Annotated in this window: 24 protein-coding genes; 11 read left to right on the forward strand and 13 right to left on the reverse strand. The window is 62.0% G+C overall.

What is annotated here, in order from left to right:
• Positions 1-95 precede the first annotated feature (95 nt).
• Positions 96-284 carry a hypothetical protein gene (locus tag AC1RT4_RS13790; protein ID WP_007957795.1) on the forward strand — a complete coding sequence of 63 codons (189 nt, stop codon included), beginning with the start codon at positions 96-98 and terminating at the stop codon, positions 282-284.
• A 90-nt stretch (positions 285-374) separates the two neighbouring features.
• Here the strand turns inward: AC1RT4_RS13790 and AC1RT4_RS13795 are convergent, their stop codons facing one another.
• The 7 genes from AC1RT4_RS13795 to AC1RT4_RS13825 form a co-directional block, all read right to left on the reverse strand.
• On the reverse strand, positions 375-917 hold the full coding sequence (locus AC1RT4_RS13795; RefSeq protein ID WP_007957793.1) for a DUF2058 domain-containing protein: 543 nt from the start codon (positions 915-917) through the stop codon (positions 375-377).
• Between the two features lie 26 nt (positions 918-943).
• Positions 944-1777: a nucleoside triphosphate pyrophosphohydrolase gene (gene mazG / locus AC1RT4_RS13800; protein ID WP_493086353.1), complete on the reverse strand. Its 834-nt coding sequence runs from the start codon at positions 1775-1777 to the stop codon at positions 944-946.
• Between the two features lie 5 nt (positions 1778-1782).
• Positions 1783-4026: a GTP diphosphokinase gene (relA, locus tag AC1RT4_RS13805; RefSeq protein ID WP_007957789.1), complete on the reverse strand. Its 2244-nt coding sequence runs from the start codon at positions 4024-4026 to the stop codon at positions 1783-1785.
• A gap of 88 nt (positions 4027-4114) precedes the next feature.
• Complete coding sequence (gene rlmD / locus AC1RT4_RS13810; protein WP_492620006.1) at positions 4115-5500, reverse strand: 23S rRNA (uracil(1939)-C(5))-methyltransferase RlmD; 1386 nt, start codon at positions 5498-5500, stop codon at positions 4115-4117.
• The gene (gene cysM / locus AC1RT4_RS13815; protein WP_085704789.1) at positions 5500-6402 is read right to left on the reverse strand and encodes a cysteine synthase CysM; all 903 of its coding nucleotides are present in this window, start codon (positions 6400-6402) and stop codon (positions 5500-5502) included. The genes rlmD and cysM overlap by 1 nt, the downstream gene beginning before the upstream one ends.
• 170 nt (positions 6403-6572) lie before the next feature.
• Entirely contained in the window at positions 6573-7997 is a 1425-nt protein-coding gene (locus tag AC1RT4_RS13820) for a histidine kinase sensor domain-containing protein (RefSeq protein ID WP_493085734.1), read from the reverse strand.
• Positions 7984-8706, reverse strand: coding sequence for a response regulator transcription factor (locus AC1RT4_RS13825; protein ID WP_493085736.1), 723 nt, complete (start codon positions 8704-8706; stop codon positions 7984-7986). Before AC1RT4_RS13825 ends, AC1RT4_RS13820 begins: the two co-directional genes overlap by 14 nt.
• Before the next feature lie 215 nt (positions 8707-8921).
• Between AC1RT4_RS13825 and AC1RT4_RS13830 the strand changes: the two genes are divergently transcribed.
• Positions 8922-11675: a response regulator gene (locus tag AC1RT4_RS13830; protein WP_493085738.1), complete on the forward strand. Its 2754-nt coding sequence runs from the start codon at positions 8922-8924 to the stop codon at positions 11673-11675.
• An 83-nt stretch (positions 11676-11758) separates the two neighbouring features.
• Positions 11759-12748 (forward strand): 2-hydroxyacid dehydrogenase, encoded by a 990-nt coding sequence (locus AC1RT4_RS13835; protein WP_493085740.1) that lies wholly within the window; start codon positions 11759-11761, stop codon positions 12746-12748.
• Between the two features lie 10 nt (positions 12749-12758).
• Here AC1RT4_RS13835 and AC1RT4_RS13840 read toward each other — a convergent pair whose 3' ends face one another.
• The gene (locus tag AC1RT4_RS13840; RefSeq protein WP_493085742.1) at positions 12759-13199 is read right to left on the reverse strand and encodes a hypothetical protein; all 441 of its coding nucleotides are present in this window, start codon (positions 13197-13199) and stop codon (positions 12759-12761) included.
• Between the two features lie 133 nt (positions 13200-13332).
• Between AC1RT4_RS13840 and AC1RT4_RS13845 the strand changes: the two genes are divergently transcribed.
• Both AC1RT4_RS13845 and AC1RT4_RS13850 read left to right on the forward strand, forming a co-directional pair.
• Complete coding sequence (locus AC1RT4_RS13845; RefSeq protein ID WP_493085744.1) at positions 13333-13767, forward strand: hypothetical protein; 435 nt, start codon at positions 13333-13335, stop codon at positions 13765-13767.
• Positions 13767-14171, forward strand: a complete 405-nt coding sequence (locus tag AC1RT4_RS13850; RefSeq protein ID WP_007957769.1) for an META domain-containing protein — start codon at positions 13767-13769, stop codon at positions 14169-14171. The genes AC1RT4_RS13845 and AC1RT4_RS13850 overlap by 1 nt, the downstream gene beginning before the upstream one ends.
• Before the next feature lie 140 nt (positions 14172-14311).
• On the opposite strand, the gene AC1RT4_RS13855 is transcribed toward AC1RT4_RS13850, so the two are convergent.
• The gene (locus tag AC1RT4_RS13855; RefSeq protein ID WP_085610707.1) at positions 14312-14779 is read right to left on the reverse strand and encodes a TlpA disulfide reductase family protein; all 468 of its coding nucleotides are present in this window, start codon (positions 14777-14779) and stop codon (positions 14312-14314) included.
• A 114-nt stretch (positions 14780-14893) separates the two neighbouring features.
• Here AC1RT4_RS13855 and arsC point away from each other — a divergent pair, with 114 nt between their 5' ends.
• From arsC to AC1RT4_RS13870, 3 genes are read left to right on the forward strand one after another with little or no spacing between them, the layout of a single operon-like run.
• Complete coding sequence (arsC, locus tag AC1RT4_RS13860; protein ID WP_011335489.1) at positions 14894-15247, forward strand: arsenate reductase (glutaredoxin); 354 nt, start codon at positions 14894-14896, stop codon at positions 15245-15247.
• Positions 15244-15840: an NAD(P)H:quinone oxidoreductase gene (gene wrbA / locus AC1RT4_RS13865; protein ID WP_007957765.1), complete on the forward strand. Its 597-nt coding sequence runs from the start codon at positions 15244-15246 to the stop codon at positions 15838-15840. Before arsC ends, wrbA begins: the two co-directional genes overlap by 4 nt.
• Position 15841: 1 nt before the next feature.
• Positions 15842-16267, forward strand: a complete 426-nt coding sequence (locus tag AC1RT4_RS13870) for a DUF2069 domain-containing protein (protein ID WP_011335491.1) — start codon at positions 15842-15844, stop codon at positions 16265-16267.
• Positions 16268-16331: 64 nt separating this feature from the next.
• On the opposite strand, the gene AC1RT4_RS13875 is transcribed toward AC1RT4_RS13870, so the two are convergent.
• Together AC1RT4_RS13875 and ttcA are read right to left on the reverse strand one after the other, a co-directional pair.
• Positions 16332-17006, reverse strand: a complete 675-nt coding sequence (locus AC1RT4_RS13875; protein ID WP_085683575.1) for a DNA-3-methyladenine glycosylase I — start codon at positions 17004-17006, stop codon at positions 16332-16334.
• Positions 17007-17075: 69 nt separating this feature from the next.
• Complete coding sequence (gene ttcA, locus AC1RT4_RS13880; RefSeq protein WP_064598661.1) at positions 17076-17900, reverse strand: tRNA 2-thiocytidine(32) synthetase TtcA; 825 nt, start codon at positions 17898-17900, stop codon at positions 17076-17078.
• 289 nt (positions 17901-18189) lie between these two features.
• On the opposite strand from ttcA, the gene AC1RT4_RS13885 reads away from it, so the two are divergent.
• Positions 18190-18792, forward strand: coding sequence for a Yip1 family protein (locus AC1RT4_RS13885; RefSeq protein ID WP_493085748.1), 603 nt, complete (start codon positions 18190-18192; stop codon positions 18790-18792).
• A 159-nt stretch (positions 18793-18951) separates the two neighbouring features.
• A complete protein-coding gene (locus AC1RT4_RS13890) occupies positions 18952-19446 on the forward strand; it encodes a SprT family zinc-dependent metalloprotease (RefSeq protein WP_007957760.1) in 495 nt (164 codons plus the stop codon).
• A gap of 8 nt (positions 19447-19454) precedes the next feature.
• On the opposite strand, the gene AC1RT4_RS13895 is transcribed toward AC1RT4_RS13890, so the two are convergent.
• Both AC1RT4_RS13895 and AC1RT4_RS13900 read right to left on the reverse strand, forming a co-directional pair.
• Positions 19455-20636 carry a CaiB/BaiF CoA transferase family protein gene (locus tag AC1RT4_RS13895; RefSeq protein WP_493085750.1) on the reverse strand — a complete coding sequence of 394 codons (1182 nt, stop codon included), beginning with the start codon at positions 20634-20636 and terminating at the stop codon, positions 19455-19457.
• Between the two features lie 145 nt (positions 20637-20781).
• Entirely contained in the window at positions 20782-22116 is a 1335-nt protein-coding gene (locus AC1RT4_RS13900; RefSeq protein WP_273905002.1) for a dicarboxylate/amino acid:cation symporter, read from the reverse strand.
• A gap of 353 nt (positions 22117-22469) precedes the next feature.
• Here AC1RT4_RS13900 and AC1RT4_RS13905 point away from each other — a divergent pair, with 353 nt between their 5' ends.
• Entirely contained in the window at positions 22470-23468 is a 999-nt protein-coding gene (locus AC1RT4_RS13905; protein WP_493085753.1) for an AraC family transcriptional regulator, read from the forward strand.
• Positions 23469-23473 lie beyond the last annotated feature (5 nt).

Below are 23473 nucleotides of genomic sequence, written 5' to 3' on the forward strand. Positions count from 1 at the left end.
TTGCACGAATCGGGCGTTTACTTAGCAGGCTAACAAATTCTATAACAGAGGCCTGCACACGCCTTGCTGCAGATAACAGAGATTGGAGCTAGCAGATGACTGTAAAAGTAACTGAACGCGACGATTCACACATGTCCCATGAAGGCGTAGCCGCCGGCGTACGGATCTGGGATGTGCATCAACAAGACTTGCTGGTCGGCATGTTCCACAACGAGATCGACGCCCACAACTACAAGGCCGAACTGGAACTGCAAGAACGCCAGCGGGATCTGAAATCCGCCTGAAGCAAAATCACAGCATTGAAAACGACAAACCCCGCCATGAGCGGGGTTTGTCGTTTTACCTCAGGGCCACTTCGCGGCCAGCTGAAGTCTTTACCACATCAGATCATCAGGGATCACATAGGCCGCGTACGGATCGTCCTCGGCATTGACCTCTTCGACCTTCTCGTTGAGCTGGACGATGCGCTGTGGATCGCGCTCCTGAATCTTCAGGGCCGCCTCACGAGGAATCACTTCGTAACCGCCGGCATGGTGCACGATCGCCAGCGAACCGCTGCTGAGCTTGTTGCGCATCAGCGTGTTGACCGAGATGCGCTTGACCTTCTTGTCGTCGACGAAGTTGTAGTAGTCCTCGGTGGTCAGCTTCGGCAGACGCGAGACTTCGATCAACTGCTTGACCTGCGCAGCGCGGGCCTTGGCCTCAGCCTTCTCCTGCTGCTGACGGTTCAGCTCCTGGTCGCGTTTGACCTTCTCGGCCTGGGCTTCCTGGGCAGCACGCTGCTGGGAGTCGTCCAGTTCGATCTGGCCCTTGTGGGCCAGGCGCTGTTGTTTCTGTTTGTCTTTGCTGACCTGCTTGGCCTGCTTTTGGTTGACCAGCCCTGCTTTGAGCAACTGGTCGCGAAGGGAAAGGCTCATTGATGCTTACTCACTTAGGCAACGGCTCAGCCGCAGCTGGGCAAATTCTTTTCCTGACGTTTGGCTTCGCCCCACAGGGCGTCCAACTCTTCGAGGGTGCAATCTTCTATGGGTCGGTGGGTGTCGTGCAATGCCTGTTCGATAAAACGGAAACGTCGTTCGAACTTGCCGTTGGCGCCACGCAACGCGGTTTCCGGATCAACCTTCAGATGCCGGGCCAGATTCACCACGGAAAACAGCAGATCGCCGATCTCGTCAGCCACCGCTTGCGGGTCATTTTCGGACATGGCTTCGAGCACTTCATCGAGCTCTTCACGGACCTTGTCCAGCACCGGCAGCGCATCCGGCCAGTCGAAACCGACCTGCCCTGCGCGCTTCTGCAACTTGGCCGAGCGTGACAATGCCGGTAACGCGGCGGGCACATCGTCGAGCAGTGACAGTTGCTGCGGCTCGGCGGATTTCTCGGCGCGTTCTTCGGCCTTGATCTCCTCCCAGCGCTGCTTGACCTGCTCTTCGTTCAGACGCGGCACGTCCAGCGGCGCATACAGATCTCCGGTCGGGAACACGTGCGGATGACGACGGATCAGTTTGCGGGTAATGCTGTCGACCACGCCGGCGAATTCGAACCGCCCCTCCTCCCGTGCCAGCTGGCTGTAATACACCACCTGAAACAGCAGATCGCCCAACTCGCCCTGCAAGTGGTCGAAGTCGCCGCGCTCGATGGCGTCGGCGACTTCGTAGGCTTCTTCGAGGGTGTGCGGGACGATGGTCGCGTAAGTCTGCTTGATGTCCCACGGGCAACCGTACTGCGGGTCGCGCAGACGGTTCATCAGGTGCAGCAGGTCTTCAAGGCTGTAGATCGGTTTCATGGAGTCCGGTTACGCCGCGTTTCGATGATGTTCGGCAACTGGGAAATCCGCCCCAGCAACCGCCCCAGCGCGTCCAGACCCGGAATCTCGATGGTCAGGGACATGAGCGCGGTGTTGTCCTCCTTGTTCGAGCGGGTGTTGACCGCCAGCACGTTGATCCGCTCGTTGAGCAGCACCTGCGAAACGTCACGCAGCAGACCGGAACGGTCGTAGGCGCGGATGACGATGTCCACCGGATAGGTGAGCACCGGCACCGGCCCCCAGCTGACCTGGATGATCCGCTCCGGCTCGCGCCCGGCCAGTTGCAGCACCGAGGCGCAGTCCTGACGGTGAATGCTCACGCCACGGCCCTGGGTGATGTAGCCGACGATTGCATCGCCCGGCAACGGCTGGCAGCAGCCGGCCATCTGGGTCATCAGGTTGCCGACGCCCTGGATCTGAATGTCGCCGCGCTTGCCCGGTTTGTAGCCGGTCGCCTTGCGCGGAATCAGTTCCAGCTGTTCGTTGCCGCGTTCCGGCTCGACCAGCTGTTGCGCCAGGTTGACCAGTTGCGCCAGACGCAGGTCGCCGGCCCCGAGGGCGGCGAACATGTCTTCGGCGGTTTTCATGTTGGCCTTGTCGGCCAGCTTGTCGAAATCCACCGCCGGCAGGCCGAGGCGATTGAGTTCGCGCTCGAGCAGGGTCTTGCCCGCCGCGACGTTTTGGTCGCGCGCCTGCAACTTGAACCAGTGCACGATCTTCGCCCGCGCCCGGGACGTGGTGACGTAGCCGAGGTTCGGGTTCAGCCAGTCGCGGCTCGGGGTGCCGTGCTTGCTGGTGATGATCTCGACCTGCTCGCCGGTCTGCAGGCTGTAGTTGAGCGGAACGATGCGCCCGTTGATCTTCGCGCCACGGCAGTTGTGACCGATTTCGGTGTGCACGCGGTAGGCGAAGTCCAGCGGCGTCGCGCCCTTCGGCAAGTCGATGGCGTGACCGTCCGGGGTGAAGATGTAGACCCGGTCCGGCTCGATATCGACCCGCAGCTGTTCGGCGAGCCCGCCGATGTCACCCAGCTCTTCGTGCCACTCGAGGACCTGACGCAGCCAGGAGATTTTCTCTTCGTAGTGGTTCGAGCCGGACTTGACGTCAGTGCCCTTGTAGCGCCAGTGCGCGCAGACGCCGAGCTCGGCCTCTTCGTGCATCGAATGGGTCCGGATCTGGACTTCCAGCACCTTGCCTTCCGGGCCGATCACCGCCGTGTGCAACGAGCGGTAGCCGTTCTCTTTCGGGTTGGCGATGTAGTCGTCGAACTCTTTCGGGATGTGCCGCCACAGGGTGTGGACGATGCCGAGCGCGGTGTAGCAGTCGCGCATTTCCGGCACCAGCACGCGCACCGCACGCACGTCGTAGATCTGGCTGAATTCCAGACCCTTGCGCTGCATTTTGCGCCAGATCGAATAGATGTGTTTGGCCCGGCCGCTGATGTCGGCTTCGACGCCGGTGGCCTGCAATTCGTCCTTGAGCTGGGTCATCACGTCGGCGATGAAACGCTCGCGATCCAGCCGCCGCTCATGCAGCAGCTTGGCGATCTGTTTGTATTGATCGGGTTCCAGGTAACGGAAGGACAAGTCCTCCAGTTCCCATTTGATATGACCGATGCCGAGTCGATGCGCGAGCGGCGCATAGATGTCGAAGACTTCCCGGGCGACCCGGTTACGCTTTTCATCGTCGGCGGTTTTCACCGCGCGAATCGCGCAGGTACGTTCGGCAAGCTTGATCAGCGCGACACGCACGTCGTCGACCATCGCCACCAGCATCTTGCGCAGGTTTTCCACCTGGCCCTGGGTACCGAGCACCATCGACTGGCGAGGGCTGAGGCTGGCACTGATCGCCGCCATGCGCAGCACACCGTCGATCAGTTTGGCGACCACCGGGCCGAAGCGCTGGCTGACCGCCGCGAGTTCGATCTGGCCTTCGCGCACGCCGCGATAGAGAACCGCAGCCACCAGCGAATCCTGATCGAGCTTGAGGTCGGCGAGGATCTCGGCGATCTCGAGGCCGGTGCTGAAACTGCCGCTGCCTTCGGACCAGAGGTTCTTCGCCGCATTGGATTGTTGCTCGGCCTGGCGAGCGTACTCGCAGGCCTCTTTCAAGGCTTCGCGATCCAGTGCCAGATCGACACTGACCGCATGATCGAGCCAAGCCTCGAGATTGATACTGCCGTCAGTGTTGATCGGCTGGTGTGCTCTCACCTGTACCATCTTGCTTTACCTTCCCTACGACGCAGATTCAATGCGTCAAATCACTGACCTTCAATGCCCGTTCGCGCTCGCGGGGCCAATGCGAGCGCTACGGACGACCAGTCGGATCAGACGAGCCATCCTGGCTCGCTTCAAATAACGCCATGGCCTCGACATGTGCCGTCTGAGGAAACATATCGAGAATCCCGGCACGTTTTAACCGGTAGCCCTGCTTGATCAATTCGACCGTATCGCGCGCCAGAGTTGCAGGGTTGCACGACACGTACACCAACCGTTCGGCGCCCAGGGTCGCCAGCTTGCGCACCACCTCGAAAGCACCGTCACGCGGTGGATCCAAGAGTACCGCAGAAAAGCCGTTTCCGATCCACTGAGCATCGGTCAAAGGCTGGGATAAATCGGCCTGAAAAAACTTTGTGTTATGCAAATTGTTGCTGGCGGCATTCGCCGCCGCGCGATCGACCATGGTCTGCACACCTTCGACCGCCACCACTTCACGCGCAGCTTTCGCCAGCGGCAGTGCGAAGTTGCCCAGACCGCAAAACAGGTCGAGCACGCGCTCATCGCTCGTCGGTTTCAACCAGTCCAGCGCTTGCGCCACCATGGCCTCGTTGACCCCGGCGTTGACCTGGATGAAATCCCCCGGCCGGTAGGCCAGTTGCAGATCCCATTGTTCCAGGCGGTAACCGAGCGACTGTGCATCATCCACCGGCTGCGGTTCGCCTTCGCCATGCAGCCAGAGTTGCGCTTCATGGAACGCGCAGAAATCCTTGAGGATCGTCAGATCAGCTTCGGACAGCGGCGCCATGTGACGCAGCAGAACGGCGAGTGACGAGCCACTGAACAATTCGACATGCCCCAGCGCCTGAGGTTTGCTCAAGCGACGAAGCATCTCCGGCAAGCGGGTCATGATCGGCTGCAAGGGCTGTACCAGCACCGGGCATTCGCTGATCGCGACGATGTCCTGGCTGCCGGCGGCACGGAAACCGACTTCGAGCTTTTTGGCTTTGCTGTCCCAGCGCACGGCGATCCGGGCGCGGCGACGGTAGCCGAATTCGGGACCGGTCAACGGCGCCGCCCACTCCTCGGGTTCGGCACCAGCGACTCGCGACAACTGCTCGGCGAGCATGCGCTGTTTCAGGGCAAGCTGTTCGTTGTGGGGCAGATGCTGGACGCTGCAACCGCCGCAACGGCCGGCGTGCTGGCAAGGTGCGGGACGACGCAATTCACTGGCGCTGAACACGCGCTCGGTGCGCGCCTCGACCACTTTGCCGTGGGCGCCGAGCACTCGGGCTTCGACCTCTTCACCGGCGAGGGCGCCGAGGACGAACCAGGTTTTACCTTCAAAAAACGCGATGCCGCGACCGTCATTGGCCAGGCGCTCGATGCTCAAGCGCTGCTTTTTGCCGGTCGGGATTTGCGGGGCCTTGCTGCCGCCGGTGGGCTGGAAGCGCAGGCCTCTCTCGTGCTTGGCCATCAGTTGGGCGCGTCGAAAATGCCGGTCGACAGGTAACGGTCGCCACGGTCGCAGATGATCGCGACGATCACCGCGTTTTCAACTTCTCTGGACAGGCGCAGCATCGCTGCCACCGCACCGCCCGAGGACACGCCACAGAAGATGCCTTCTTCGCGGGCCAGACGACGGGTGACGTCCTCGGCTTCGCTTTGCGCCATGTCGACGATGCGGTCGACGCGCTCGGCCTGATAGATCTTCGGCAGGTATTCCTGCGGCCAGCGGCGAATGCCGGGAATGGCCGAGCCTTCCATCGGTTGCAGGCCGACGATCTGCACGTTGTCGTTCTGCTCCTTGAGGTAGCGCGACACGCCCATGATGGTGCCGGTGGTGCCCATGGAACTGACGAAATGGGTGATGGAGCCCTGGGTCTGACGCCAGATTTCCGGGCCGGTGGTGGTGTAGTGCGCTTCAGGATTGTCGCCGTTGGCGAACTGATCCAGCACCTTGCCACGGCCTTCGGCTTCCATCCGCTGGGCGAGATCGCGAGCGCCTTCCATGCCCTCTTCCTGGCTGACCAGAATCAGCTCCGCGCCGTAAGCGGTCATCGCCGCTTTACGTTCGGCGCTGGAGTTGTCCGGCATGATCAGGATCATCTTGTAACCCTTGATCGCGGCGGCCATCGCCAGGGCGATCCCGGTGTTGCCCGAGGTCGCTTCGATCAGCGTATCGCCTTCGTGGATCTGCCCGCGCAACTCGGCACGGGTGATCATCGACAGCGCCGGACGATCCTTGACCGAACCCGCCGGGTTGTTCCCTTCGAGCTTGAGCAAAAGGGTGTTGCTGGTGACACCGGGCAGGCGCTGCAAACGCACCAGCGGCGTGTTGCCGACGCAATCGGCGATGGTTGGGTACTGCAAGGTCATGGCGTTTTTCGCAATCCGGACAGCGGGGGCGCCTATCATACCGGCAAACCTGCGCAGGCCATATCACGCAAAGTGTGGTGCTTATGGTTTCTTGGAATAAGCAATAAAAGTCGCGCCAGTGGTGCGACTTTTAAAAGAGTGTCAGCAGCGCTGACACTTTCTTGTGCAGCTCAAACCATCTGCGGGCGGCCCATGTCCACTGAGGTCGGCGACTTGCCAGCGAAGGCATCGGGAGCGACAGCACTGTCATCCGCCACCAACCGCAGATTCAAGCGCAATCCCGATGGCCCATTCTCGGCCCACAGGGCTCCGCCCTGGCGTTGCACCGCGTTCCTCGCGATGCTCAGGCCCAGACCAAATCCACCGTCCCCCGGCCGCGAGCCGTCGAGGCGGATGAAGGGCGAGAAGATCCGCTCAAGATCCGCTTCGGCCACGCCGCCGCCCTCGTCCTCCAGCCACAGGTGCCAGTAATCGCCATCCCGTCGACCGTCGAGCCGCACGATACCGCCCGGTGGCGAATGGCGAATGGCGTTGCGCAGAATGTTTTCCAGAGCCTGGGCCAGGGTGTTGAGATTGCCGCGTACCCAGCAGGAAGCTTCCACCCCGCACTGCAACTGCCCGATCGGACAGCAGCTTTCGTAGCAGGCGTTTTCGGTGAGCATTTCCCATAGCGCCTGAATCTGGATCGCTTCGTCCGGCAACGGTGCGCGCTCGGTATCGAGCCAGGCCAGTTGCAGGGTGTCTTCCACCAATCGCTGCATCACGTCGACTTCGCGACCGATGCGTTCGCGCAACGGTTGCAGCTGCTGCTCGCTTTCGCTGGCGACCCGCAGCCGGCTCAGGGGCGTGCGCAGTTCGTGGGACAGGTCGCGCAGCAGTTGCTGTTGCAGGGCCACGGTGGATTGCAGGCGTTCGGACATCGAATCGAAGGCGCGGGCCAGTTCTCCGAGTTCATCGGGGCGCTGGGTGATGCCGCTCGACAACCGCACATTCAGTTGATCGGCGCGCCACGCATTGGCCTGCTCGCGCAAATTGTTCAGCGGTACCACCAGCAGGCGATACAGGCCGACGCACAGCAGCAAGGTGAACAGACCGGGAATCACACCGTTGGTGATGACCCGCCAGAACACCCGGTATTTCCCCGGCAGGAATCGCTCGGGCAACTCGATGACCAGACTTCCGGCCGTCGGGTCAGTAGGGAACGGAACCCGCAGCCACGGGCGGCCCCTTTTATGAATCGGCCAGTCAAGGCCTCGCAGGAAGGTCAGGTGCTGAAGCTCTTGAGCGTTGAACGGTTCACTGCTCAGCGACTGCAGGCTGCCGCCGATCACGCCGACCCAGCCGGCCTCGCGCAACTCCATGCTCTGCAACCAGCTATCGATGCCTTTGCGTTCGCCCTGCTGCCATGCACGCTCGGCCTCGGCGGCATAACGGCTCAGGGTGTGCCGGGCGTCGTCGGAGAGGAACTGATTGCGCTGTTCCATATACCGGCCCCAGGACCAGCTCAGCCAGATCATCAGCAGACAGAACGCCACCAGCAGGCAGGCGAGTTTCCAGAACAGCGAGTGCCGGCCCGGCAGGTCAGACACTTTCATCGGCGGCGCTCAAGACGTAACCCTTGCCCCACACCGTGCGCACCTCCCGCTCGGTGTAGCCGACCGACATGAGTTTGCGGCGGATCTGGCTGATGTGCATGTCGAGGCTGCGGTCATGGGCGGCGTAACCGCGTTGCAGGACATGCTGATAAAGAAAGGCCTTGCTCAGCACCTCCTCGTCATGGCGATTGAGCGTTTCCAGCAGACGGTATTCGCTGCGGGTCAGGCCGGCAGACTGATCGCGATAGAACACATCGCATTGCCTGTCATCGAAACGCAGTCCACCGACCGGTACGACAGGCGAAACGGTAACCGGACGACGGTCGAGGGCGACCCGCCGCAGGATTGCCTCGATCCGCACATGCAGCTCGGCCATGCTGAAGGGTTTGGGCAGGTAGTCGTCGGCACCGAGGCGGAACCCGCTGATACGGTCGGCCTCGGCACCCAGTGCCGACATCAGCAATACCGGCGTTGAGTGGCTCTGGCGCAGTTGGGTCAGGACATTCAATCCGTCGAGCCCCGGCAACAGAATATCCATCAACACCACATCGAACGGCTGGCGCCGGGCGACGTCAAGGCCCTCGCTGCCGTCCTGGCACCAGGTGACCTGGAAGCCGCTGCGGCCCAATTGCTCGTGAACATAGGCACCGAGTACGGGATCGTCCTCGATGGAAAGAATGCGTGGTGGGCCAACAGAGACAAGATTCATGAGTATCTGCAAATAATTCTCAGTTGTGTGATTATTCAAGATTGCCGCTCGCCCGGCAACCCAAGCTTGACCTGTCGGACAGATGACCACCCCCCGCACGAACAACGACGACATCATTTTCCCAAGATTGCCCGCAAGCAAATCGCTACACTGCGCCGATACCGCGTGCCGGACGCACGTGTGAGTCAACGATCAGCGGGATGCAGGAGAAAGGCGTGCTCAAGAAACTGGGAATCAAAGGTCGCGTATTGTTGCTGACCCTGTTGCCGACCAGCCTGATGGCACTGGTGCTGGGCGGGTATTTCACCTGGACGCAGCAGTCCGACCTGCAAACCCAACTGATGCAGCGCGGCGAAATGATCGCCGAGCAACTGGCCCCGCTGGTGGCTCCGGCCATGGGCCACGGCGATGCCGAACTGCTCGAGCGCATCGCCACCCAGTCCCTCGAACAACCGGACGTGCGCGCCGTGACGTTCCTCGCGCCCGACCGCTCGCCTCTCGCCCACGCTGGCCCGACCATGCTCAATCAGGCGCCGAGCGGCGACAGCGCGCATTTGCTGCGACGCAGCGGCAACGATGCCACCCGCTATCTGCTGCCGGTCTTCGGCAAACACCGCAACCTCGCCGGCGAGCTGATCCCGCAAGAGTCCGACCGGCTGCTCGGCTGGGTCGAACTGGAGCTGTCGCACAACGGCATGCTGTTGCGCGGCTATCGAAGCCTGTTCGCCAGCCTGCTGCTGATTGGCGCGGGTCTGGCCGGCGCCGCGTTGCTGGCCTTGCGCATGGGCCGCACGATCAACCGCCCGCTGAGCCAGATCAAACAGGCCGTCGCGCAGCTCAAGGACGGTCACCTGGAAACCCGCCTGCCGCCGCTGGGCAGCCAGGAACTGGATGAACTGGCGTCCGGCATCAACCGTATGGCCGGCACCCTGCAAAACGCCCGCGAAGAATTGCAGCACAGCGTCGATCAGGCCACCGAAGACGTGCGCCAGAATCTGGAAACCATCGAGATCCAGAACATCGAGCTGGACCTGGCCCGCAAGGAGGCGCTGGAAGCGAGCCGGATCAAATCCGAATTCCTCGCCAACATGAGCCACGAAATCCGCACGCCGCTCAACGGCATTCTCGGTTTCACCCACCTGTTGCAGAAAAGCGAGCTGACCCCGCGCCAGCTCGACTATCTGGGCACCATCGAAAAATCCGCCGACAGCCTGCTGGGGATCATCAACGAGATCCTCGATTTCTCGAAGATCGAGGCCGGCAAACTGGTGCTCGACCATATTCCGTTCAACTTGCGCGACCTGTTGCAGGACACCCTGACCATCCTCGCCCCCGCCGCCCACGCCAAGCAGCTGGAACTGGTGAGTCTGGTGTACCGCGACACGCCGTTGTCGCTGGTCGGCGATCCGCTGCGCCTCAAGCAGATCCTGACCAACCTGGTGAGCAACGCGATCAAGTTCACCCGCGAAGGCACCATCGTCGCCCGCGCCATGCTCGAAGAAGAAAACGACGACAGCGTGCAGTTGCGCATCAGCATTCAGGACACCGGCATCGGTTTGTCGAACCAGGACGTGCGCGCGTTGTTCCAGGCGTTCAGCCAGGCTGACAACTCACTGTCGCGCCAGCCCGGTGGCACCGGTCTGGGGCTGGTGATTTCCAAGCGCCTGATCGAACAGATGGGCGGCGAAATCGGTGTCGACAGCACGCCGGGCGAAGGTTCGGAATTCTGGATCAGCCTGAACCTGCCCAAGACCCGCGACGACGCCGAAGACCTGCCTTCCGCGCCACTGCTCGGGCGCCGGGTGGCGGTGCTGGAAAACCACGAACTGGCGCGCCAGGCCCTGCAGCATCAACTGGAAGACTGCGGCCTCGATGTCACGCCGTTCAATACCCTGGAAAGCCTGACCAATGGCGTCACCGGCGCCCATCAGACCGATCAGGCCATCGATCTGGCGGTGCTCGGCATCACCAGCAACGACATGCCGCCGGAGCGTCTCAATCAGCACATCTGGGACCTTGAGCACCTCGGTTGCCGGGTGCTTGTGTTGTGCCCGACCACCGAGCTGACGCTCTATCACCTTTCGGTGCCCAACCCTCACAGCCAGCTGCAATCGAAACCGGCCTGCACCCGCAAACTGCGCCGGGCCTTGTCGGACATGGTCAACCCGCGCCAGCCGCGCAGCGAACCGGGCGAACCGTTGTCGAGCCGCGCGCCGAAAGTGCTGTGTGTCGACGACAACCCGGCCAACCTGTTGCTGGTGCAGACGCTGCTCGAAGACATGGGCGCCAAGGTGCTGGCCGTGGAAAGCGGCTACGCCGCGGTCAAGGCGGTGCAGAACGAAACCTTCGATCTGGTGCTGATGGACGTGCAGATGCCCGGCATGGACGGACGCCAGAGCACCGAAACGATTCGCCAGTGGGAAAGCGAGCGGCACTGCACGCCGTTGCCGATCGTCGCCCTCACCGCCCACGCCATGGCCAATGAAAAACGCGCGCTGCTGCAAAGCGGCATGGACGACTACCTGACCAAGCCGATCAGCGAGCGGCAACTGGCGCAGGTAGTGCTGAAGTGGACGGGCCTGGCGTTACGCAATCAGGCGCCGGACCGTGGCGGCGAAAGTCTGCTGGGCAATCAGGAACTGCCGATTCTCGATCACGAAGAAGGTCTGCGCCTGGCCGCCGGCAAGGCGGATCTGGCGGCGGACATGCTGGCGATGCTGCTGGCCTCGCTCGAGGCCGACCGCGAAGCCATCCGCACCGCCCGCGACAATCAGGATCAGAACAGTCTGCTCGAACGGGTGCATCGCCTGCATGGCGCCACCCGTTACTGCGGCGTGCCGCAATTGCGCGCCGCCTGCCAGCGCAGCGAAACCCTGCTCAAGCAGCAGGATCCCAAGGCCTCGACCGCGCTGGACGAGCTGGAACGGGCGATCAATCGTCTGGCGGCCCAGGCGAAGATCAGCGCCTGATCCACGGCAATGCCGGTCATCGCCGACGCGGCTAAAGTTGTCGCGGGTGATTTGCGCCCGCGTCGATGCTCCAGGAGGATTTCATGCGCACGATCGTTTTCAGCAGCCAGACCTACGACCGCGACAGCTTCCTCGCCGCCGACTGCCCGGCCGGGATCGAACTGCACTTTCAGCCAGCCCGGCTCAGTCTCGATACCGCAGCGCTGGCCGAACATCACGAGGTGGTTTGCGCGTTCATCAACGATGACCTGAGCGCCCCGGTGCTCGAACGTCTGGCGGCCGGCGGCACTCGCCTGATCGCCTTGCGCTCGGCCGGCTACAACCATGTGGATCTGGTCGTCGCCAAACGCCTCGGGCTGGCCGTCGTGCGCGTACCGGCCTACTCGCCCCACGCGGTGGCCGAGCATGCGGTGGCGTTGATCCTCGCCCTCAACCGGCGCTTGCATCGTGCCTACAACCGCACCCGCGAAGGCGATTTCAGCCTGCACGGGCTCACCGGTTTCGATCTGGTGGGCAAAACGGTCGGCATCGTCGGCACCGGGCAGATCGGCGCGACCTTCGCGAAAATCATGCACGGCTTCGGCTGCGAACTGCTGGCCTACGACCCTTACCCGAACCCTGCCGTCGAAGCGTTGGGCGCGCGCTACCTGAGCCTGCCGGACCTGCTGTCGCAAGCACGGATCATCAGCCTGCACTGCCCGCTCAACGAACAGAGCAAACACCTGATCAACCGCGATTCGCTGGCGCACATGCAACCGGGGGCGATGCTGATCAACACCGGGCGCGGCGGTCTGGTGGACACGCCGGCGCTGATCGACGCCCTGAAGGACGGCCAGCTCGGTTATCTGGGACTGGATGTGTATGAAGAGGAGGCGCAGCTGTTCTTCGAAGATCGCTCCGACCTGCCGCTACAGGACGACGTGCTGGCGCGGCTGCTGACGTTCCCGAATGTGATCGTCACCGCGCATCAGGCGTTCCTGACCCATGAGGCCTTGGGCGCGATTGCCGCGACCACCTTGCACAACATCGCGACCTGGGCGGCAGGTACGCCGCAGAACCAGGTCGAAGGCTGAATGATCGGACTCAGACCGGAGGCGGCGTCGGGGTAATCGCCACGCACAAGATCAACAGCGCCAGCCAGCCGAACCCCAGCAAACGTTGCTTGAGGGAGTGCCCGCTGCGCAGCAGGAACCAGACAAACACCAGCGGCATCAGAAACGCCATGATCTTCAGCCAGCCCTCCACCGGGCGCGAACCGTCCGGGTTCAACACCGGCTCGACAGGTTGCGAACGACGGCGTCGCCCCGCCGCGGCCGGCATGATCTTCGGCCGCTCGGGAGCCGGCGGCGGAACGTGGGCCTCGGGCACGGCCTTGTTACGCGGCAGGCTGCCAAAGGAAATCGTCGACGCGCCCGTTTCGGCGTGAGGCGCCTGTACATCTGCCAGCGGAGCCCCGCAATGAATGCACGCCGTCGCTTCGGAACTGATGCTCCGCTTGCATTCATAACATTCGATCAGCGCCATGTTCCGTTCCTTGAAAATGAAGGCGGCAGTTTGCCACGACTGCGGTGTTGATTTGAACCGGATCGAAGGTCGCACGCGCGCATCATTCTGCAATCAAGCCCGTGCTAGCATGTCGCGCATATTTGGAGGACCCATGGTCGAACACGATTTCCGCTACACCCTGATGAACCCGCAACACACCCTCACCGAATGCCGCGCCCTGGTTCCGGGCCGTTATCAGGTCACCGGCAACGGTGGCTCGATCCGCATCGGCGACGTGCTGGTCGTGACCCTCAAAGGCAGCAAGGACTTGTCCATGCGCCTGACCGTCGACACCGTCCGCCACCTGATCAACCCGCCGGGTCAATGGACTGCCATGACCACCGGCCCGGTGTTCGGTGAACTGGCGATCCACACCTGGCAGGTCAACTGCGACAGCTGCGCCAAGGAGCTGAGCTTCGAATTCGCGGTGGACGCCAAACTGGGCAAGCCTGCGGAAAAACCGGCCGCCACGGCACGTATTGCGGAGCTGGGCTGGAAAGTCGTCGGCGACAAGCACCTGTGCCCGAAATGCCAGGAGCCGGCGTGATGAAACACCTGGCCCTGACCGCCGCTGTCGGCGCCGGCCTGATGGGTTGCGCCGCGGAGCCTGTGCAACTGCAACAGAACCGCAGCTACATTCTGGAGTGGATCGGCGAGCGTCCGCTGATGGACTACAGCCACCTGACCGTGACCCTCGGCGATGATGGCCGGGCCTATGGCAATGGCGGCTGCAACCACTGGTTCGCGCCCTACACCCTGGAAGGCGACAAGCTGAGCTTCGGCAAGATCGGCAAGACCCGCAAACTCTGCGCACCGGCGCTGATGGAGCAGGAGCAACGCTTCCTCCAGGCGCTGGAGCATGTGGAGCGCTGGGACATCTCGCCGATCGAGCAGATGCGCTTCTGGCCTGCCGAAGGCAAGCCGTTGCGCTGGTGGCTGGAAGAAGGCTGATCCTTTACATCGCCAAGCCTCTGTGATCGTTCCCACGCTCTGCGTGGTAACGCCGCCCCGGACGCTCCGCGTCCGCTGTGACGCAGAGCGTCACGGGATGCATTCCCACGCAGAGCGTGGGAACGATCAGCGAAGGTGGATCAGTTGGTCGCCTGCAACGCCTCAAGCTTCGCCATCACCCCCGCCGCCGTCTGCTCCCCCATCAACTGTTCCCGCACCTTGCCCTTGTTGTCGATGATGTAAGTCACCGGCAAGGCTTCACTGCGCGGCAGTTCGAACAGTTCCGACGGATCCTGCGCCAGCACGGTGAATTTGATGCCCAGTTTTTCGCTGGCGCTCTTCAGCTCTTCACCCTGCACGTTGTCGAAATTGACCCCGAACACGCCGATCTTCTTGCCCTTGAGCTCTTCGGCCAGGTGATTGAGTTCCGGGATTTCCGTGCGGCACGGGCCGCACCATTCGGCCCAGTAGTTGAGCACGACCCATTGTTTGTCGAGGCGCTCGGACGCCACTTTCTGCCCGTTCTGGTCGATGCCGTAGTCGTTACCGCAGCCCCCCAGCATCAACGCCCCGATGATCGTCAATGCCGCTGCCAGTGCCCGTGTCATGTCGTGTTCCTTGTGAAAAATTGAATGCGCCTGCGACCCATCGCCTCCCAAGGTTCTGGATTGCGCGCTGCACAGTTAGAATAGCCGCCACTCTACGCAAGAAGCGACCCGCCCATGACCGATCTGACGCTTTATCACAACCCGCGCTGCTCGAAATCCCGCGGTGCGCTCGAACTGCTCGAAGCCCGTGGCCTGACACCAAACGTGGTGCGCTACCTCGAAACCCCGCTGGACGCCGCGCAGATCAAGGCCTTGCTCGGCAAGCTGGGCATCAGCGCACGGCAACTGCTGCGCACCGGCGAAGACGAGTACAAGACCCTGAACCTGGCCGATGCCAGTCTCACCGAGAAACAATTGATTGAAGCGATCGCGGCGCATCCGAAGTTGATGGAGCGACCGATTCTCGAAGCCGGCGACAAGGCCGTCATCGGCCGTCCACCGGAGCAGATCCTGGAGCTGCTGCCGTGAGTGCGCCGTACATTCTAGTTCTGTATTACAGCCGCAGCGGCTCGACCAACGAGATGGCCCGGCAGATCGCCCGTGGTGTCGAGCAGGCCGGCCTCGAAGCGCGCCTGCGCACCGTGCCGGCGATCTCCACCGAGTGCGAAGCCGTGGCACCGGACATTCCGGATGAAGGCGCGCTGTACGCCACCTTGGATGACCTGAAGAACTGCGCCGGCCTGGCCCTCGGCAGCCCGACCCGTTTCGGCAACATGGCCGCGCCGCTCAAGTACTTCCTCGACGGCACCAGCAACCTGTGGCTGACCGGCGCGCTGGTCGGCAAACCGGCCGGGGTGTTCACGTCCACCGCCAGCCTGCACGGCGGTCAGGAAACCACCCTGCTGTCGATGATGCTGCCGCTGCTGCACCACGGCATGCTGATCACCGGCCTGCCCTACAGCGAATCGGCGCTGCTGGAAACTCAAGGCGGCGGCACGCCGTACGGCGCCAGCCATCACGCCGGGGCCGACGGTAAAAGCGGTCTAGATCAGCACGAAGTGGCGCTGTGCCGCGCACTCGGCGCACGCCTGGCCAAGACGGCCCAGAAACTGGGGAACTGAGATGGCCAGAAAGCCGAAAGTCCTGCCCGCCGTCGAGTGGCTGGAGCCACGAGTGCGGGCAATGCGGGTGATCAGTCTGCTGTGCTTTTTCGGCCTGGCCGGACTGCTCGCCGCTTATTACCTGGTGTTCGCCGACCTGCACGGCGCGCGGCCGTGGGTGATTTTGCTGATCGAGCTGATCCCGTGGATCGTGCTCGCACCGGGCATGATCATGGGCAGCGCACGGGGGCATTCGTGGATGTGCTTTGTGGTGAACCTGTATTTCATCAAGGGCGCACTGGCCGCGTATGACCCGAGCCGGCAACTGTTCGGTGTGCTGGAGATGATCGCCAGTCTGGCGGTGTTCTGCTCGGCGCTGTTGTATGTGCGGTGGCGGTATCAGTTGAATCGCAAACTGGCGGGCGAAGGCGAAGTTTCCGTCGCCTGACAGCGCTCCAACTCCAAGATCGTTCCCACGCGGACGCCTCGACGTGGGAACGATCGCTCTGAGCTCAATGGTTGACGGTGTAAGCCAGCATCATCGAGATCTGGCTCATCGGCCGTCCGCCACTCTCTTCATGCCACTGGTTGAACGCGTTCTGCACCGTCGCCAGATCCCGCAGACTGCTCGGCACCTTGTCGACGATCTTCTGCGCATTCAGCGCCGCGACCACGTCGTAGCTCGGCACGAACGTGTCCTTGCCAACCATCCGCAAGAACCGTGGCGCCGACAACCCGCCCAATTGATGACCGTGCTTTTTCAGATAGGTCCACAGGCCGACAATATCGGTCACCGGCCAGTCGGCGAGCAACGCGCCGAAACTGCCCTTTTCTTTCTCGACATCCAGAATGAACTGCGCATTGCGCGGCACGCTTTTGAGCTTGCCCAGGTGGCGGATGATCCGCGCATCCTGCATCAGCCGCTCAAGGTGTTCGGCGCTCATCAGCACGACTTTTTCCGGATCGAACTTGAAGAACACTTCCTCGAAGGCCGGCCACTTGGCGTCCACCAGACTGTGCTTGAGCCCGGCACGAAACACCCGCAGGGCCATGGTCGAGAGATAACGGTCGTCGCTGATCTTGCGCAGTTGCGCCGGGGTCTTGGGAACGGGCAGATGGGCTTCCAGTTCAGCCGCCGAACCGAAGCGGTTCAGACAGTATTCGTGCAGCCACTTGTAGTCGCGCATGCCCTCTCCTAAAAAACGAATTGAAAACGGCGCCCGCGAGCGCCGTTTTTTTTCAAGCGATCGGATCGCTTACAGGTTCACCACATTGACGAAACGCGAAGCCGCCGTCTCGTCGATCTTCAAGCTGGTGAAATCAAACAGGTTACGGTCAGCCAGCTGCGACGGGATCACGTTCTGCAGGCTGCGGAAAATGCTTTCGGTGCGACCCGGGGTCTTGCGCTCCCAGTCCACCAGCATTTCCTTGACCACCTGACGCTGCAGGTTTTCCTGAGAGCCGCAGAGGTTGCACGGAATGATCGGGAATTGCTTGAAGTCCGAGTAGGCCTGGATGTCTTTCTCGTTGCAGTAGGCCAGCGGACGGATCACCACGTTGCGCCCGTCGTCAGCGCGCAGCTTCGGCGGCATGGCCTTGAGGCTGCCGTTGAAGAACATGTTGAGGAAGAACGTCTCGACGATGTCGTCGCGGTGATGACCGAGGGCCATTTTGGTCGCGCCGATTTCGTCGGCGAAGGTGTACAGCGTGCCGCGACGCAGGCGCGAGCACAGCGAGCAGGTGGTCTTGCCTTCCGGGATCAGCTCCTTGACCACCGAGTAGGTGTCCTTCTCGACGATGTGGTACTCGATGCCCAGCTCTTTCAGGTAGGCCGGCAGCACGTGTTCGGGGAAGCCCGGCTGTTTCTGGTCCATGTTCACGGCGACGATCTCGAACTTGATCGGTGCAACCTTCTGCAGGTGCATCAGCACGTCGAGCATGGTGTAGCTGTCCTTGCCCCCGGACAGGCAGACCATGACCTTGTCGCCGTCTTCGATCATGTTGAAGTCGGTGACGGCTTCGCCGGCCAGGCGGCGCAGGCGCTTTTGCAGTTTGTTCTGGTTGACCGTAAGAGTGCCCATGACGCGAAATCCGTGAGGTGTGACGAAAGGCGGGCATTTTACGCAAAAACACTTCGCTTGTGGCCACAGGTTGTCGCCGCTTTCAGCGCCCGTCTGCACAGACCCCGACGCGATTACCCCGCGGTTTTACAGCGCGATTTGCTCTAAGCCCCTATCACCTGTGCGGTTAAGACCTTTCTATACTGCGACATAAGGTCGCACACAATCTGAAGACCTGTATTTGCTCGGCCGCATTGGCCCGTAGGCGCTCCGCTGGGGGGCGATGGCAATAACGAGAGGAGTGACTGGCATGATCCATCACGTAGTGGGACTTTTTACCCACCCCGATCAGGAATGGAAGGAAATCCGTGGCGACCAGGAAGAAAGCATCAGCCAGATGTATCTGACGCACACGCTGATTCTGGCGGCGATCCCCGCTGTTTCGGCATTTATCGGCACCACTCAGGTCGGCTGGGTGATCGGCAACCGCGCACCGGTGATGCTCACCGTCGAAAGCGCGTTGTGGATGACGATCATGTCTTATCTGGCAATGCTCGGCGGGGTCGCGGTCATGGGTGCCTTCGTGCACTGGATGGCCCGCACCTATGACGCCAACCCGAGCCTGGCCCGTTGCGTGGCATTTGCCACATACACCGCGACACCGTTGTTCGTCGGCGGGCTGGCGGCGCTCTATCCGCACATGTGGCTGGGGATGATCGTCGGCACGGCGGCCATCTGCTACACGGTTTACCTGTTGTATGTGGGGCTGCCGACCTTCATGAACATTCCGTCCGACGAGGGTTTCCTGTTTTCCAGCTCGGTGCTGGCGGTGGGGCTGGTGGTGCTGGTCGCCATCATGGCCTTTACCGTGATTGTCTGGGGACTGGGCGTGGGGCCCGTCTACACAAATTAGCTGGCTGCACTGCCGAGAAGAACAAGATCCGCCAACACAGGCCGCCGCGAGGCGGCCTTCTCGTGCCGGTTGAAAAGGAGCGACGACCATTCGGCAGCTCGACGATTCGCAACGCTGCGGGGTTGCGGCATACTCGACGCCTCTGGAGATCCATCAAGCATGCCCGAGCAACTCAATACCCGCGTCGAAGACTGTTTCCAACTCGCTGAATCCTTTTTCAAACGTCCCTTCAAACGCCCCGTGGTGAGCCTCAAGCTGCGCGGGCAAAAAGCCGGGGTCGCGCATCTGCACGAGAACCTGCTGCGCTTCAATCCGCAGCTGTACCGGGAAAACACCGAACATTTCCTCAAGCAGACCGTGGCCCACGAAGTCGCGCATCTGATCGCCCATCAACTGTTCGGCGACCGCATCCAGCCCCACGGCGAGGAGTGGCAACTGATCATGCGCGGGGTCTACGAATTGCCGCCGGACCGCTGCCATACCTATGAAGTCAAACGCCGCAGCGTGACCCGCTATATCTATAAATGCCCGTGTGCGGATAGCGATTTTCCGTTTTCGGCGCAGCGCCATAGCCTGGTCCGGCAGGGGCGGCGGTATCTGTGCCGACGCTGTCGGAACACATTGGTGTTCAGTGGCGAGATGCGGGTCGAGTAACCCACAAGCTACGCGACGACTTTCGCGGCACGTAATTCGGCAATCCGCTCAGCACTCAACCCCAACTCCGCCAACACCTGATCCGTATGCTGCCCCAGCGCCGCGCCGACATGCCGCGGCGCCGGCAATGCCTCGGAGAACTTCAGCGGACACGCCATCTGCGCCTGCGACGAGCCATCTCCACGCGGCACCTGGGTCACCAGTTCCCGCGCCTGCAATTGCGGATGCTGCACCGCCTCGTCCAGGTTCAACACCGGTTCGACACAGGCATCGATCCCGGCGAACAGCTCGCACAGCTCGGCAAAGTCATGCTTCTCGAACTCGACCTTCAAGGCGTCCTTGAGCGCCCTCTGCTGCTCGGGCTTAGGTGACAAACCCTGCGCCGCCAGTTCCGGCCGCCCCAGCGCCGCACACAGTTGCTGCATAAAGGCCGGCTCGAGACTGCCCACCGACATCCAGCGCCCGTCGCGGGAGCGGTAGTAATCGTAAAAGCTGCCGCCATTGAGCATCTGATCCTCCCAGCCCGGCTCCTCGCCGCAGGCCAGATAACCGGCACCCGCCATGGCGTTCAGGCTGAATGCGCAGTCGGTCATGCTCACGTCCAGATGCGTGCCCTGCCCGGTCTGCTGGCGGGAAATCACCGCCGCCAACAGGCCGATCACCCCGTGCAACGAGCCGCCAGCCACATCCGCTACCTGCATGCCCAGCGGCAACGGCCCGCTGTCGGCGCGGCCGGTGTAACTGGAGAGCCCGGCCAGCGCCAGATAGTTGATGTCGTGGCCGGCGCGATCCTTGTACGGGCCGGTCTGGCCGTAACCGGTGATCGACACATAAATCAGCTTCGGATTGATCGCCTTCAGCGCCTCGTAACCCAGCCCCAGCCGCTCCATCACACCGGGGCGAAACTGCTCCAGCACGATGTCGTAATCCGCCAGCAACTGCTTCACCAGCTCCAGCGCCTCGGGCTGCTTGAGATCCAGCGCCAGGCTGCGCTTGTTGCGGTTGAGATAAGCGTGACTGGCCGAGATCCCATGATCGTGGGGCGGCAACACCCGCACCAGGTCGAGACGGGTCAGCGATTCGATGCGCAACACCTCGGCACCCATGTCCGCCAGCAGCAGCGAGGCGAACGGCCCCGGCAGCAAGGTCGAGAAATCCAGAATCTTCAGTGAGGCCAACGGTGCAGACATGGGCGATCTCCATCAACGATGCATGCAGCCTAGGCAGCCATCGGCGATGGGGCAATTACCGGATCCATCAGTTGCGCTGACCGTTGCGCTCAAACAGCAGACAAGAAAAAACCCGCCGAAGCGGGTTTTTCCATTCAAGCGATGCTTACTTCACATTGCTCGGGGTTGCGCCTTCGGCCACACCCAGGTCGTCTTCCGGACGGGTATCGATGATGCCACGGCCGCCCGAGGCCAGCTCGGTCTGCAGCACGTCGGTGTCCAGCTCTTTCACCCACTTGGCCACAACGATGGTGGCAACGGCGTTGCCGACCAGGTTGGTCAGGGCACGGGCCTCGGACATGAAGCGGTCGATACCCAGGATCAGCGCCAGACCGGCCACCGGCAGGTGACCTACGGCCGACAGGGTGGCCGCCAGTACGATGAAGCCCGAACCGGTCACACCGGCTGCGCCTTTGGAGGACAGCAGCAACACCACCAGCAGGGTGATCTGGTGAGTGATGTCCATGTGGGTGTCAGTCGCCTGAGCGATGAACACGGCCGCCATGGTCAGGTAGATCGCGGTGCCGTCGAGGTTGAACGAGTAGCCGGTCGGGATCACCAGACCCACTACCGATTTCTTCGCGCCCAGACGCTCCATCTTGATCAGCATGCGTGGCAGTACCGATTCCGAGGAGGAAGTACCCAGCACGATCAGCAGTTCTTCACGGATGTAGCGGATCATTTTCAGCACGCTGAAGCCGTGCATGCGGGCGATACCGCCGAGCACGATCAGGATGAACGCCAGGCAGGTGATGTAGAAGCAGATCATCAGTTGACCCAGCTGCACCAGCGAACCGACGCCGTAGGCACCGATGGTGAACGCCATCGCACCGAAGGCACCGATTGGCGCGAGCTTCATGATCATGTTGATGATGTTGAACATCACGTGGGCGAAGCGATCGATGAAGTCCAGGATCGGCTTGCCGTAGGCACCCAGGCGGTGCAGGGCGAAACCGAAGATCACCGAGAACATCAGCACTTGCAGGATGTCACCGGTGGCGAACGCGCCGACGATGGTGGTCGGGATCACGTTGAGCAGGAAGCCGACAACGCTCTGGTCTGCGCCTTGAGCAACATAGGTCGCGACTTTCGAGGCGTCGAGGGTGCTGACGTCGATGTGCATGCCGTTGCCCGGTTGCACGATGTTGACCACGATCAGGCCGACCAGCAGGGCGATGGTCGAAACGATTTCGAAGTACAGGAGTGCGTAACCGCCGGTCTTGCCGACCGATTTCATGTTCTGCATGCCGGCGATGCCGCTGACCACGGTGCAGAAGATGATCGGGGCGATGATCATTTTGATCAGTTTGATGAACCCGTCACCCAGCGGCTTTACGGCCACGCCGAACTGCGGGTAGTAGTGGCCGAGCGCAATACCGATACAGATTGCGACGATCACCTGGAAATACAGGGATTTGTACAGTGGCTGACGAGTCGTCATTGCAAAGTTCCTCAAGAGTCCCGCGTGGCAACATCCATCTGTTGTACGCGACACTTGAATTGCGAACCCTCCTGCACTGGAGGGATTTGTTGTGTCGAACGGCGCTTTTCCGGACCGGCTCGGCGCACGCTTCTGTCGCTCTTATCGCAAACGTCGTGCCACTTTGGTGCAAATCGCTGCAAGCCTTTTGATATCAGGGGATACGGCTTTTTCTGTGTCACCGTTCGGTTACTCAAGTGTGGCGGATTTCCGCCAACTCGCCCGACCTCGTCCTACAATTTGGCGGAAATCCGCCTTGTTACCGATCAAAGGCAGCCGCTACCATCGGTCGCCAGAGGAAGGATCTGCCGCTCATGCGCGAACGCACCATCGCCAGTCACTTTGCCCGCGCCGCCCTCGGTGGCGCACGGCGCTCGGGTTACGAATATTCGGACCTGCTGCAGCAACTGGGCATCAGCCCCGAACTGCTCGACGAGCCGCGCGCGCGAATCGCCCCGGAGCAATTCACCCAACTGATCCAGAACCTGTGGCTGGCCCTGGACGACGAATACCTGGGTTTCGGCAATGCGCCGAGCAAACCCGGCAGCTTCGCCATGATGTGCCACGCCATCATTCATTGCCGCAGCCTGGAGAAGGCTCTGCAACGCGGCTTATTGTTTTATAGCCTATTCCCCGAAGCCCCGCGCCTGACCCTGACCCATGAAGACGAATGGGTGCGCCTGAGCCTCGACGATGCGCAATTGTGGGATCCGGATCACTTTCTCAGCGAAAGCCTGCTGGTGATCTGGCATCGCCTCGGCAGTTGGCTGATCGGCCAACGGATTCGTCTGGAACAGGCGAGCTTCAGCTATCCGAAACCGGCGCACGGGGCGGAATACGATCTACTGTTTTCCTGCCCGCTGGAATTTTCGGCAACGCAAAGCAGCCTGGTGTTTCACAGCCGCTATCTGCACATGCCGCTGTTGCAGGACGAACGCACCCTCAAGCATTTCCTCGAACGCTCCCCCGCCGACCTGCTGTCCCGCCCCGACGACGGCAACAGCCTGAGCAGCCGACTGCGTCGCTTGCTCAGCCACGACAGCGCACGCTGGCCGGACCTCGAAGCGGTTGCCGCGCACCTGCATATCAGCCCGCAAACCCTGCGCCGGCATTTGCGCGAGGAAGGCACCAGTTTTCAGGAATTGAAGGATCAGTTGCGCCGGGACATCGCGATTTATCACCTGGGGCGGGCGGATCTGTCGTTGCAACAGATCGCCGAACAGCTCGGGTTTTCCGAGCCGTCGGCGTTTCATCGGGCGTTCAAGAAGTGGACGGGGCTGACGCCGGGGGCTTATCGGGCGCAGGAGCTTTGAGCTCG

The sequence above is a fragment of the Pseudomonas sp. GW821-FHT11D10 genome (assembly GCF_058808435.1).